This is a genomic window from Rhizobium sp. CECT 9324 (assembly GCF_918741265.1).
Taxonomy (GTDB): domain Bacteria; phylum Pseudomonadota; class Alphaproteobacteria; order Rhizobiales; family Rhizobiaceae; genus Allorhizobium.
The window spans coordinates 61,285-73,758 of the sequence record NZ_CAKKMZ010000004.1 but is presented as its reverse complement, the minus strand read 5'-3'; the positions used below and the strand labels follow the sequence as shown (position 1 = coordinate 73,758).

The following is a 12,474-nucleotide window of genomic DNA, read 5'->3' as shown; positions in this document are numbered from 1 at the left end:
GCGAGACGATCCGCCATCGAGGCGCAGCAGCGCCGCATCCACGAAAATGCATGAGGATCAGTTGCCTGTGAAACCGCCAAAGATTCCCTGCGGGACTTGCCCCTATCGCAGAGACGTGCCCGCTGGCATTTGGCATGGGGACGAGTATGCGAAGCTCCCGGCCTACGATGCCGAAACACCGTTTCAGCCGATGGCCCTTTTCATGTGCCACCAGCGCGACGGGTGCCTGTGCGGGGGGTGGCTGCTGACGCATGACCGCGATCACCTTCTCGCTCTGCGCGTTCACGCACATAACCTCGATCTATCAGTTTGGAGCTACGCGCCCCCGATTGAGGTCTTCGCATCAGGCGCGGAAGCCGCCGCGCACGGCATATCCGGTATTGAGAATCCGTCGCCAGAGGCGCAGCGAAAAATTGACGGCCTCGTGCGGCAGCGCGCGACCTCCAAATAAAACGGCGGCGCGACCCTGAGAGCCAGGTGCATTCTGTCATCAGGAAGTGTCTCCCCCTATACGGGTTACATTCCCATAGACGGCCCTCTGGAAGGCGTTCGGGGCTGCTGGCGCTCTGGCTCACCGCTGGAAGGCGTTCGGAATTGCTGGCGCTCTGGCTCCGGCCGATTGTGTTTCACCGCGTCAGCGCGGCCCACAATGTCCTCAACGACCACATCGAGTAGCGGGGTGTCAGCGAGCGTGTGACGGAATTCCTCGCGCAATGTCGTCACGGCGGCGCTGATCCGCATCGTCATCTCATCGAGCTTCTTCAAGACGTGCGCTGCCGGCATTCCCACGTCTTTCGCAAAGTCGGCCCAATGATCCCGTGTGACTCTGGTGCGCCAGAATTCGCCCTTGTCGGGGGAGTCTCGATCCCGGCCAATTGCCATCGCCATACGAGGCTTGACGTTCTTGTAGTTGACTGCGAACGCCGCCTGATTGTTCAGGTCGTAGAGCGGCGACAATGCCATCTGCCCGCCCGGCGAATAGCGGATGGCATAGTTCTTTCCATGTGCGTCAGGATTGCCGGATAGATACTGAAAAAGCGCCCTATCGAGCAAACCGGCCTGATCGACGGCCGGGCGTTCCATCATCTTCATGACTTCGGCCATGTCTTTCCAGCCGGGGCCGGGGCTATAGCGATTATCCTCGTACTTCGACTCGGGATGGATCGCGAGCGCCTGACACATATCCTCCTGATGGGCGCGGATCAGCAATGCAGGTCCATTCTCCCGCATCTGCAAGCGGCGGTCATAGCGGGCCACCCGCATGTAGACCGTATCCTCGACCTGATGGATCGAGGACTTCGGCACCCGGATTCCACAGGCATCAGCGAGCCGAAGGCAGAAATGCTCCGTCCTGATCGAGTCCTTCAGCCCCGCAATATCCACCTTCAGGATATGCGAGGACGGGAACCCGTTCAAAGGCAGCGACACGATCCCACCGGAAATGACGACAGCCGTTTTATCGTTTACCCCTGCCAATGATAGACGCGTGCCGGTCTCTGGATCATCGACAAGCGGCCGGATCGGAAGGTCGCGCAGGTACTGCGCCAGCTCCCCATCCGAAAGCCGCTTTAGCTTTGGCGGCTCGCGAATATCTGCATAGGGATCGTTGGGGTCAGTGAAAACCACTGCGCCTGCGCAATCGCGGCCGATCTTCCGAAGAAACTCAAAATCGCTCTCGTGCCCCGGATCAATCCCGAAGCTCTCTGCGATTTTGCGCCGATGAACCGCGCTGTCAGGCAAAAGCCCGGCAATGAATGGTTCGACAACCCTTGGCCCATGCTCCCGTTCGTGGAGGGGCATGGAGATGGACAAGGCGTGCCCGCCTCGGCCGCTCCGAACGTCCTCAAGCCATGTGTTCGCATAGGTGAAATTGACGCCTTCACGCGAACGCTCCAGCGTCCCTACCTGCCGGTCGTAGAGAAGCACATTCAGCTTATCGCCGCTCATGCGCCCTCCAGATCATCGGGGAGGGAATCTGAGATTTCATAGGTGTCGGTATCTCTGGCCAAGGCCGAACCGCCAGCAATGCCGCTCGCGGTCGCCGTATCGACCACACCAATGCTTAAGCCAACAGATTCCGCGATCTTGGCCGCAAGCGACATCGAAACGTCACCGCCATCCTCAAAATCCTTGATGGCTCGTCGCGTGGTGCCGATGGCATTCGCAATCTGCTCGCGCGACAACGACAGCTCTTCCCGACGCGCTCTCACGGCGGCACGGAAGCGCTCCATGACGTTTGAGCGCGTGAAGTGCTGCGACGGCAGAGTTCCCTTGCTGCCGAGCTGCGCAAGCCATTCCTCGCGCTGATCGAGCGTCATCAGCTCCCACGCGATAATCGTCGCCACGACATACCGAGGCGGCTCGCCTTTGCCGCCGTACATTCCACGAAGTTGCTGGCTCACATTGATCTCGGTCTTGCCGGTGATCTCAGCCAAAACTTTTTGCTGAAGCCCTGCCGCATGGGCACGCGCCTGCCAAGGCGACAGCGCCCTACCCTTTGCGGATTTTTTTAGATCACTATCTGTCACTTATATTGACTTTGGTTTCGGATGAAAAGATAACTATCTGTAGCTTATATAGAGGCGAATGGAAAGGCATTCAAATGCGTCACTGGCTCCGCGAGTTTCCCGAAGTTGACGACCGTTTCATCAACGAGCATGTTGCACCCGTCGAGGCTTTGTACGAACAGCGCACCCGCCTGACGCAATCGATAGTGGAGGCCGAAGCTGCCGCCGTGGGCGCAGCCTCTGAACGCTGGTCCCCCGTCAAAGTTAGCGAGTGCCACGCCAAATGCATGAACACCTGATAGGCGCGATCCTCCCAAGCATCGCCTATCCATGAGAGAGCCGTGATCCAAATCACGGCTCTCTTTTTTTGACCCGTGCATCAATGAAAAAGCCCCGGCTTTCACCGGGGCTTTGCTTGCACTTACAGTCATCGAGCCTTGAATTAGCTACCGCCACCGAGAGCAACGGACTGGACCCAACCAACGAAGATACCGACAATGCCGATCACGCCAGCGATACACGCTGCCATGAACGATCCGCCGGCACTGTGACGGCTCTGCTCGTTGTTGACCGCATCCCACCACTTATAGAGTGAGTAGAGCGCAAACATGATGGAAAGCGCGCTGCCGCCATACAGGAACGTCGAACCGAGATTGTTCAATCCCTCTTTCGCGTCGTCAGGATTCAAGCGGGAGCTGCTTGCGGCCGACTGCGCCTGCTTCTGAAAATCCAGCGGCGCTTTGGGGTCTGCACCCTGAGCGAACGCCCATGTCGTCAACGCAAAGTAGGAAACACTCGCAGTTGCGAGTGCACCGTAATATCTGTCCTTTACAGCCGTCAAAGCCGTGCTGACTCCGCTCATTCCCATCTCCTTTCATCCCTGTAACGGGGGCGATTAATCGATTTCGGTAATACTACAACCTTCTCCTCTTCACAACATACCAGATTTGGTTTTCGTTGTGAAATGCAAGGGCTCAAAACTCATTCTGCCGCCTGCTGATAGGAATACTGCGCATCGTACTGCATGACCTCATCGGCAAGCACCTTCGCCAGCGAGACGTTATTCCGCTTCTTCGAGCGCGCAATCTCGTTCCAGCGCGAAATTGCGGTGCCCTCGGGAAAGCGCCGGGCGAGGATGTCGAGCGCCCGATCCAAGGGTACGCGGCGATAGATTTCGTCGCGAACGGCCCGATCCTCTGCCTTCGTCGACAGAGCCCATAGCATCCGCACTCCAAGAGCATTGTTGAAGATCACCCATCGCTTCTCGTCGTTTCGCAGCTTGTACATGACAAGCACGTTCGCGCCCTTCGACGGGTCTGACGGATCAGGGCCGTTCACATGCGTCGTTAGGGCTTTATCGATAGCTTCGGTGCCACCAAGCTCCTCGATGATCTTCCTGCGGGCTTCCTGCGAATCCGAGTTCAGGATCATGATTGTTGTGGCCTGCGAGGTGAGGCCACGGAAGTCGCCTAGCTCCTGACTGACCAAGCAAACCTCAAGGTTCCACTTACGGCCGGTGCGGCAATCGTGCCAAACCACCTCGTTGATGGTATCGATTGTGCCGGTCAGATGGTACTCGTCCATCATCAATCGCTTCGGCGTTTCGGCAATCGTCTGGAATTGCCTCGTCCAATATTCCTCGTAGAGCGAGCGAACAGCCTCGTCCTGCGGGAATGTCATGGCGCGGATATCGTCCTTGTCGCCAGCAATCTTCGCCATGAACAACTGGCGGGTCATGAGGAACATCAGCGTGTTTTTCCTGCTCAATTCGTCATTGAGCGAGCCGACCGTCAAAAGGTCTTGAAGATCGACGGCCATAACGCGAGCCGCGCCGGTCTCCATGGTCGTATGGCTCGCAAACATCGGATAAGCGGCTTCCAGCGCTTCCAGATAGCGTTGCAACTTTTCCAGCATTTCCTCGCCGAAATCCTTTTTCATCTGCGGTTCGGCGATGATCGTCGCAATATCCTTGAAGCGAGGCGCTGCATAGCGTTGCGCTCTTGCTGCCATGGAAGGCTGGCCGCGCCTCATAAACTCGTCCACCAGCGTCCAGTAGCGCGTCTTGTCGCTCAGAACGATCCCTGCGGCGGCAGCGCCGTCGTTCAGGACCGGATCGAGGTTCGCTTGCCATCTGTTCGGCCGTGAATCGATACTAAGATCGCTCTTGACCTCGTACACGCGCGAGATGATGCGCGTCATCAACTCGGGAAGTAGATCCTCTTTCATCGGGATCGCGGTCAGCAGGAAGTTTTTCAGATATACCCGCTCCCGGTCGAGCGGACTGCGTGATCCAAGCGAGATATCGAATGGATTGACCGCCCACTCGGCCGTGTTTTTGGGGCGAACATACAAAACCTCGTTCTGCCTTTCTGGTGGCAGCAGCTCTTTCAGCAGGTTCATGCAGCCGCTCGATGAAACGCCCACGTCCGCGATCATCATGAAAGGCAGCTCACTGCCTGACCGATATGCCATCAGGTCGAAATTCATGCGGTTGAAGAGAACCGACTTGCCGGAACCCGTTCCGGCGCTGCCAAGAGTGAGCCATGCCGGCTGCTCTGGCGCGAACGCTCTGTGAGGCAGCAATGACCCATCCAAACCTGTGAAAATGCTGTCACCGGCCTGAAAAACTGGCGCTGTGCGATGGAGGGGCATGATGACCGACAAATCGGATACTGGCGCCAGCACGCCCCTCCAACCTTTCGATGTTGCATTCATGCCCGCGACAGTCTCGGCCAACACACGCACCGGATTTGCGGGGCTGTCAGAAACGGAGCAATCCCCCCATGACTGGATGTCCACCAGAAGACGCGAGGCGCGCGTGGGAAGCAGCTCTTGCCGCTCGTGTGGCTCGATCCACGTCGCAGCTTCCAAATTCGCCTTCACAACGGCCTCAGTGTCGGAGCCAAGAGCCTCAGTGACAAGCTGAAGGTTCTTGCCAAGAAGCTTCGTTGTTGAATTGAAGATGCCCAATAGCTGTGCAGCAACTTGGCGAAGACCGATGGACCGGCGATCCACGTTATTGAGCGATTCCAGATGCAGAGTGATCCGGTAGGGCATTTTTTCCGAACGCAACCGGGAAACAAGAATGTTGAAAGGCCGCAGGTTCTTCGGAAACCGATGGACCTGACAGACGGAAAAGGTGCGTGGTCCCCATTTGATTTGCCGCATATCTTGGGAGACGACAGGTGCTGACGACAAAATCTGCTTTGCCAAAGGCTGTGCAAAGAAATCCGACACGTCACTATCGAAGGTCTTCTTGATCGGGGGATACTTCACGGCCCCCGGCTCATGAGGCAACCAATCATCCGGCGTCTCATGATAGAAAATACCCTGCCGGATGGCAGCGATATCCGGCCGCGATCCATCTTCTTTCGGTTTGATGATCTCCGCCATCACACCGCATCGCCGCAAGGCCGTTAGGACGCTCTGCACATAGGCCATGTGCGGCCCTTCCAGTCCCTTCAGCTCAATAAACGGGTCCATAGCCGAACGCATCGCCGGCAGTTCGCTACGGGCCTCGTCATTGGCCTTTTTTTGCATCATCATTTCGCGCTGCGGCCCGGCTATCGGCCGCGACGTGAGCGCCATGATAACGCGCTCGTTCACCGCCCTTTTCAGGATAACCTCGCGCGTTTCTCTGAGGATCGTATCGATCCTCAACTGCTTCAGCTCGGCATTATGCCGGGCGCGGTCCAAATGCTCATCAACGACCTTCTCGGCGTTGTAGGAGCATTCATACGAGATGGACATGTTATGACCCGGCGACTTCAAAACCTGCGCCAGCTCAGCCGCGAAAATTTCAACCATCCGATCCGCAAATTCAGCCTCGGAAGTGATCGAGCGAATCCCCTTGATTTCGATCAGCGTGATGTCGGAGCCATCGTGCGCAAAAATCACAGGGCGCGGGGTGTCTGGATCGAAGCCGCTCAGATCGCAAAACTGGTCGGCATTCCGGTTGAACATGCTCATATGCGGTCCCTCGGGGTAAAACGGTACAGGAAGCCGCCTAAATCGGCGTCATCGGGCAAGTTCTCAAAGTCGGTGCTAAACGTGCTGGAGGCGAAGCCGTCAGCGATCCGAACACGATGCTCCAACGATTCATCAATCGCGCTCAGGGCGTTAGGGAGCTGGTTACTCGCAGCCAGTCTCCGTATCCGATCGATCAGCGCTTCCATAGCTGAGCTGCCCTGTAATTCAGGCATAAAGGCTATTTCCGTAGGTCGATTGTTCTCGGCCATGATCCGTCACTCCAAGGAAGGAGAAGGCCGCTGACCGAACACCGTCCGGGGCGAATTTTGCTGTCCGTAATCGACCTGGCTGCGGTTGGCGCGCTGTAGTTTTTCCTGCGCATCATCAATCTCATGTGACGCCTGCAGAACCTCTTTTGGAGGCGAAGCGAGCCGCGCAGTCACCGCCGCCAGATGACCACCAGCATGTGGTCCACAACGCTCAAGACGATCCGACAGACCTTTGACAACTTTCGGGCCGGTTTCTCTCTGCAATTTTGCCCATGCGGTTTTCATCGCCTCACCGTAGGCTCCGGCATCGCCCATGGCCCGCATTCGGGCTTCCATTGGTCGAGATGGATCGGCGGCAGCAACGGCGGCGGCCGAAGCCTTGTTGCCAAGCTGGATGACCTCATCCATCTGCTTCGTGAGAGCCGCATTGGCCTCTCCAGCAGCTCGGCGGGCCTCTACCATCGCCTCACCGGGAGCGAGCACGCGCCGCGAGTTTGGTCCGTGCTCCCGAAGTCGAATTTCATTGTCGATGACGCCATTGACGGCAAGATTGCTTTTCATCCGCAAGGAGGGCGAAAGCTCTTCCATCCGGCTGTAAGCTTTAAGCGTGCGCTCCATCACGTCTTTCGCGGCGGCGCGCTCCTCCAACCCTTTGATCCTGAGAACCGTAGGTTCAGGCACCTTCCGATAAGGCTGGCCATGCTGATCTACGATCCGTTGTGAAAGCGCTTGGCGCTCGATCAGCGTAAAATTTCGCTCGACCTTCTCAAGCGCTCGTGCGTGCGCGGCGGCATATCCCGGCTGGACGATATCTTCCAGCGCTTCCTCTGCTGTCATCTTTCCGCTGGAAACGGCGTTCGCTGCGCTCACAAAGGCAGTCTTCATACCGCCGTCTTCAACCCACTGATCAGCGACATTCGCGAGACGGTGAATACGATCAGTGGGAGCGAAGATATTCTGATCGACCCATATCCGGCCTAGATCGACATCGAGATGGTCCGTAAGACGCCGAAGGGAACCATCAGCAGCCTGTATCGATAGATCGGCAGGGAGGCGGTGAGCGGCCGGATATTCCTTGCTGGCGCGCTTGTCCTGCACCTTCGCGCCGGTCGCCACAAATTTCGAGTTTTCCGGTATGATACCAGCGGCCTTAGCATTCTCGATCAGCACCAGTGCTGCATATGTCTGCTGCAACCTGCCTTCCGCATGGCGTTCGAGAGCGCCAATAGGAAAGCTGTCTCCCGTTCGAACCACATCCTGATAAAGCTCTCGAAACATCTCGACTGAATCGGGCTTTGAATTGTGGATCACGCGGCTCTCACGTGCCGCTTCGGACTTCTCGCGAAATGCATATTTCATTTGCTGCTCCGCAGTATGCCCGATCTGAATGGGATTCTCGAAAGTTCCCGGCGCTGAAGAGCTGGTAGCTCGTGGGCCAAGATGGTACTCGTCCTCTTCTTCATACTCGGAAGGAATCCGAGTAAAGCTGGTGTCTACAGTGATATCATGCGTCTTTAACTGCTCAAGCACACTGGAGATTTGCTCTACTTTGTAACGGTGATCCAGACTTTCTTGCGTGGCCCATGGCACATATTCAATCCCGTTCCACCTAGCCATCTGAGCTTCTTCGGGATCATATCCAAAGTCTTTCACTGTGCGAGACAGATCGATGTGACCGCCCGGCTCAACTGTTTCAAGCTGATCCCGCAACCGCTCCAGAAAACGGCGCTCATCATTTGCCTCAACTCTGGTCGCATAGCTGTCTTCTGAAATGAAATGCTCTGAATCGCGGTCAGTAAGACGGACATTTATGTGTTTGATTTTTTCATTCACACTGGCCTTTATCGCTTCCAGCGTATGGTTTTCTCTGCCGCTGGAAAGCGCGTACCGCAGTTGCTGTTCAGCGGTATGGCCGATCTGGATCGGATTTTCGAATGTGCCGGGAATCTTGTCGCGGGCGCTTTCGAGTTCGGCTTTCCGGGCAGCGAGGTTTTCCCACTGCGCTTCGGATATCTCCGAGTTATAGCCCGTAATAGGATGAACGGCGTCGGGTTCAATCCCTAAACCGATCTCATCATCCGCGATGCTCAATTCGGTTTCAAGTTCTTTCAAACCTCTCTCATAAAAACCAAGAAGTCGGGCATTGCCATAGGCTTCCTTCGGCACGGCCTCGCCCGCATGCCCGGCCTCGTGGAGAACCTCGAACATTTCCCAAGCGCTATCGCGGGAGTTCACGCGTGCAAAAAGCTCGGCATTCGATTGCGCAACGTGCTGGACATACCCGTTACCGTCATCGTGGAATGCCATCAGTCGCTGCCAAGCAGCATCTATCTGCCGCTCAGCGTTCGCACGCAGGTTCGTCAGGGTCTGAGCATCATCAGCACTGACATCGTAGGTGTATGCCCCGGTCTCTGTATTATGCGTCGGCTCGGGGCGCTCCAAATCAGAAAGGCTCTGATGAAGAGTCTCGATCTCATAGAGAGCTTCGTTGACGGCTGCGACGTTCAGTTCACCAAAGGTCTCGATAGCCCGCTCATATGCGCGGACCTCGCTATCCTCATCAAAACCATCGTCAAGGAAGCCATATTCCGTAGGGTATCGCTTCGCGTGATCGAGCACATAGGGATTGCCGGACCTCGCTTCTGCTTTTGCGGCGACTATGGCATCGTGAAGCTTGATGACAGCCTCATTTCTCGATGTGGAAAGGTTCGTTGGATCGGTAATTTGTGACCGCGCCAGCGCCAATTCTGCGATCACATCCTTGCCACGTTGCGCAACCGCCTGCATTTCATCGACTCGCGGTTGCGGCGCATTCAAAGGCGAAAGGATGGCAATGGGGGCCTTTCCGGTGAAGTGCGCGGCGATCTCATCGACCGTTGAAAGTTGCAGTTTCCAGATTTGGGCTAGCGAAAGGTTTTCGCACCATTCCCGATACTCGGGCGCCATTTTCTCCAGCGCGGCAAGCCGATCTCGAACGGGGCCAGCAATGACGAATTCCCGAATAAATTTTGGATCTTCCCATTTCGGAGCGTCTGCGGTTTCCTCGCGCTTCCCGCCTCCGAAAATCCGGCTCATGATTGAATTGCGCTCTTGTGCCATGTCTAAGCCTCCAAAACCCACCTGTTTCCATCAGGGAGATGCATCATCCCCACATGCTGGAAAGGGCGTAGGTAACAACCGCTGAAATGCCGAGAAGCCCGCCAAAACCAAATGCAACCCACTGGTGAAACAGGCTCTGCTCTGGATCAAATGAGGTCATTTCCTCGCGGCTTGTCAGCCGCCAAATATTGATGAGCGTCTTAAAGCAAATGACGAGGCTCATAAGGGCGAACAGCAGGGGGACGAGGTTTCCGGCCGAAGCCAGAAACTCGTAAAACGACTTTCCCATTGTCTCAAGATTCTGGCTATTCGACTCCACGGTGGCCTCCTATCGACTATCGCACGCCCTGCGGGATCACCACCGGGGCCAAGAAAACGACACCCAAGCCCATGCCTGCCGGCGCTGACATGGTTGGCGGGCGGCTGAAGTTTTTAGCTGCGGCTTGTGAAAGGCTCTGCCCAAGCGGCTGCAACGCCGCAAGCGCGGCTTCTCCATAGTTCACCGGGTTCCGGCCGGAAACGATCACCCCGTCACTCACCGCAATGTTCCGGTTATTCTGCACGAGCTGCTGACCCACCTGCCCGACGCCTTGGATGATCGAGGACAGGAAAAGCCCGCTATATCGCTGCAATGTGTGTTTATCGACATCAGCAGCAATGCCAGTGCGGGCTTGGGATTCCGACACGGCTATTGCCGTCACCGGGAATTGCGCGCCGGTATTCGTCACGATCTGAGTGAACGAGATCGCTGCCTGATTATCGGAATAGCTGATCTGGCCCACGAGCCTCATACCCGTGAGCGGGCCGTTGCGCGTGCCTCTCGCGGGATCGTAGATCACGTCATCCAGCGACACGATGATCGGCGCACCCGGATCATCAGAATTGAAAGAGCGATCCAGTCGAGCGAAAATAACATCGCCGGTTCGCGCAAGCATCGTCATTTTCTGCTGTGGTCTCGTCACCGGGCCGGTCTGCTTATCGTCCTTGACCTCCGGCGGCGCTTTGTACTTTTGCATGGCCATCTGGACGCGGGGCGTGTTTCCACCATTCCCGTTGCTCCCGCGTGCGAGCGCGTCGATCTGCGCCTGAATCGCAGCTCTTGCAGCCTGATCCGATACAGGCTGCTGCACCGGAATTTTCGTCACATAGACGGTTCTTTCCGTCGTCTCTTTGATGATGCGCTCTTCCGGGTCGGCCTTCTTCTCTTCCACAACCGTTGGCTCTTCGCCCTTATCGGCAGGGCCAATTCCCGTGATGACCGTGGGCGCTTGATAATCCTTGCCCGTTTCGCGGGCCACTTGCGCATCTTCATTATTTACGGTCGCGCGGCGGTTGGCCTCGTTGGTATCAACCGGCGTCATCTGATCATTTTGGGGCACGTTCTCCCCGTTAGGAAGGTTACTGGCTGTTCCAGCTCCCCGGTCTGGCGCTGTCGCGCCTGAAAGCATGAAAGCGCCAGCTCCGATTGCAATGACGAGCGCCCCGGCCGCACCTAGTACCAGCTTGTTCATGATCGACCCCTCCTAGTACCGAACTGTTGCGGGGCGCTCGACGCCCGATCTGTCAGAGAAAAGTAGACGGTAAGGCTGTCCCTTGAACCGATAGGCCGTCTCCCCATCAGGAGTAGGCACCTTCTGCGTGAAGTGCGGCGTGAGCATATCGACGTGGCCGACAACAACGAGGTCGCCGTTTGGCGTCGTGTAACCGCGCAGATCGGGCGCTCCCTCCAACGAAACGGCTTGCGCCCCGTCCGGTATGCGACCGATGATGTAGGTCGCCAAGTCGCCTTCCGGCACCGGCCGTCTAGCCAGGTACTTGCCGCCCTTCGGCGATCTGCGTCCGTTCAATTTGACCGGCTTCACCTTTTCGGCGAGAGGGGAACGTCCCTCAATCACGACAGTCAGCGGCATGTCTATGCTGACCTTCTGACCGCCCTGCGGCCGGAAGCCTGATTGCGTCAGCAGGACAATGGGATAGGGCCACTTGTCGAGAGCAACGTTGATATTGCCGAACACTTCGAAATAGCAGGGCGTAAGGTTGATCGTCGTCGGACGTTCGCCCGCTTCGCTCGCTTGCGCCCCGGTGGCGCTTCCGCATCCTGCCCCATCCTGCGCCAGCATCTGCGGATTATAGGTCACATTTGCCACCGGCCATGGATAGCCGTCGCTATCTACAAAGGTCACAGGCGTTGTAAGTCCGAAGGCCATCCGCACCGTGGGCGGCGTTTGCATCGGCGTTTTGGCGGCATTCACCACGCGCGGCAAAGCAATCGGATAGGGATCGGTCGAGTAAGTCGGCCGCACAGCCGCACTCTGAGAGCCTAGAGTTGCATCCCTGATCCGGCCAACCTCGTTAGGCTTGAGGATCATGCCTTCCGTTTGATCGACCATCCCCTGCCTGATTTTATCCAGCTCTTCTCGCGTGAGTTCGCGAGTCGGTAGATTCGGCTGCTCCTCAAAGGTCTGCATACCCGTCTGCGTTTGAGACTGGCCGGGGTCTTGACGAGCTATGCCCTGCTCCCCGACAGGCGCGGTAATGTCCTGCTCTGTCTGATCTTGCGCTACAACAGCGCCTCCCATCATGACGGAGAGTAGCAGACCTACCGGAACCCCCTTTTTCATCATCTTCAT

At 57.0% G+C, this 12,474-nt stretch carries 11 protein-coding genes; 2 read left to right on the top strand and 9 right to left on the bottom strand.

Translation table 11 applies throughout. The features are described from left to right. Positions 1 to 46: 46 nt before the first annotated feature. Entirely contained in the window at positions 47 to 451 is a 405-nt protein-coding gene (locus tag LQ231_RS27360) for a DUF6283 family protein (RefSeq protein ID WP_356637723.1), read from the top strand. Positions 452 to 516: 65 nt separating this feature from the next. On the opposite strand, the gene LQ231_RS26750 is transcribed toward LQ231_RS27360, so the two are convergent. Next, the gene (locus tag LQ231_RS26750; protein WP_230175346.1) at positions 517 to 1,947 is read right to left on the bottom strand and encodes a type II toxin-antitoxin system HipA family toxin; all 1,431 of its coding nucleotides are present in this window, start codon (positions 1,945 to 1,947) and stop codon (positions 517 to 519) included. Further along, positions 1,944 to 2,435 (bottom strand): helix-turn-helix domain-containing protein, encoded by a 492-nt coding sequence (locus LQ231_RS26745; protein ID WP_230175344.1) that lies wholly within the window; start codon positions 2,433 to 2,435, stop codon positions 1,944 to 1,946. Before LQ231_RS26745 ends, LQ231_RS26750 begins: the two co-directional genes overlap by 4 nt. A 167-nt stretch (positions 2,436 to 2,602) precedes the next feature. Here LQ231_RS26745 and LQ231_RS26740 point away from each other — a divergent pair, with 167 nt between their 5' ends. Further along, on the top strand, positions 2,603 to 2,806 hold the full coding sequence (locus LQ231_RS26740; RefSeq protein WP_230175341.1) for a hypothetical protein: 204 nt from the start codon (positions 2,603 to 2,605) through the stop codon (positions 2,804 to 2,806). Positions 2,807 to 2,949: 143 nt separating this feature from the next. On the opposite strand, the gene LQ231_RS26735 is transcribed toward LQ231_RS26740, so the two are convergent. The 7 genes from LQ231_RS26735 to LQ231_RS26705 form a co-directional block, all read right to left on the bottom strand. Then, entirely contained in the window at positions 2,950 to 3,369 is a 420-nt protein-coding gene (locus LQ231_RS26735) for a hypothetical protein (RefSeq protein ID WP_230175339.1), read from the bottom strand. 119 nt (positions 3,370 to 3,488) lie between these two features. Further along, complete coding sequence (locus LQ231_RS26730) at positions 3,489 to 6,476, bottom strand: hypothetical protein (RefSeq protein ID WP_230175337.1); 2,988 nt, start codon at positions 6,474 to 6,476, stop codon at positions 3,489 to 3,491. Then, positions 6,473 to 6,745 carry a hypothetical protein gene (locus LQ231_RS26725; protein WP_230175335.1) on the bottom strand — a complete coding sequence of 91 codons (273 nt, stop codon included), beginning with the start codon at positions 6,743 to 6,745 and terminating at the stop codon, positions 6,473 to 6,475. The genes LQ231_RS26730 and LQ231_RS26725 overlap by 4 nt, the downstream gene beginning before the upstream one ends. A 6-nt stretch (positions 6,746 to 6,751) precedes the next feature. Further along, a complete protein-coding gene (locus LQ231_RS26720; protein WP_230175333.1) occupies positions 6,752 to 9,844 on the bottom strand; it encodes a hypothetical protein in 3,093 nt (1,030 codons plus the stop codon). A gap of 43 nt (positions 9,845 to 9,887) precedes the next feature. Next, complete coding sequence (locus LQ231_RS26715) at positions 9,888 to 10,163, bottom strand: hypothetical protein (protein ID WP_230175331.1); 276 nt, start codon at positions 10,161 to 10,163, stop codon at positions 9,888 to 9,890. 16 nt (positions 10,164 to 10,179) lie between these two features. Then, positions 10,180 to 11,355: a DotG/IcmE/VirB10 family protein gene (locus LQ231_RS26710; protein ID WP_230175330.1), complete on the bottom strand. Its 1,176-nt coding sequence runs from the start codon at positions 11,353 to 11,355 to the stop codon at positions 10,180 to 10,182. A 12-nt stretch (positions 11,356 to 11,367) separates the two neighbouring features. Beyond that, positions 11,368 to 12,474 carry a DotH/IcmK family type IV secretion protein gene (locus LQ231_RS26705; protein ID WP_230175329.1) on the bottom strand — a complete coding sequence of 369 codons (1,107 nt, stop codon included), beginning with the start codon at positions 12,472 to 12,474 and terminating at the stop codon, positions 11,368 to 11,370.

Excerpts from the sequence above, each read along its gene's own strand:
- LQ231_RS27360 (WP_356637723.1), top strand. The coding sequence starts at position 47 with ATGCATGAGGATCAGTTGCCTGTGAAACCGCCAAAGATTCCCTGCGGG.
- LQ231_RS26750 (WP_230175346.1), bottom strand. The coding sequence starts at position 1,947 with ATGAGCGGCGATAAGCTGAATGTGCTTCTCTACGACCGGCAGGTAGGG.
- LQ231_RS26740 (WP_230175341.1), top strand. The coding sequence starts at position 2,603 with ATGCGTCACTGGCTCCGCGAGTTTCCCGAAGTTGACGACCGTTTCATC.
- LQ231_RS26735 (WP_230175339.1), bottom strand. The coding sequence starts at position 3,369 with ATGAGCGGAGTCAGCACGGCTTTGACGGCTGTAAAGGACAGATATTAC.
- LQ231_RS26730 (WP_230175337.1), bottom strand. The coding sequence starts at position 6,476 with ATGAGCATGTTCAACCGGAATGCCGACCAGTTTTGCGATCTGAGCGGC.
- LQ231_RS26725 (WP_230175335.1), bottom strand. The coding sequence starts at position 6,745 with ATGGCCGAGAACAATCGACCTACGGAAATAGCCTTTATGCCTGAATTA.
- LQ231_RS26720 (WP_230175333.1), bottom strand. The coding sequence starts at position 9,844 with ATGGCACAAGAGCGCAATTCAATCATGAGCCGGATTTTCGGAGGCGGG.
- LQ231_RS26710 (WP_230175330.1), bottom strand. The coding sequence starts at position 11,355 with ATGAACAAGCTGGTACTAGGTGCGGCCGGGGCGCTCGTCATTGCAATC.
- LQ231_RS26705 (WP_230175329.1), bottom strand. The coding sequence starts at position 12,474 with ATGAAGATGATGAAAAAGGGGGTTCCGGTAGGTCTGCTACTCTCCGTC.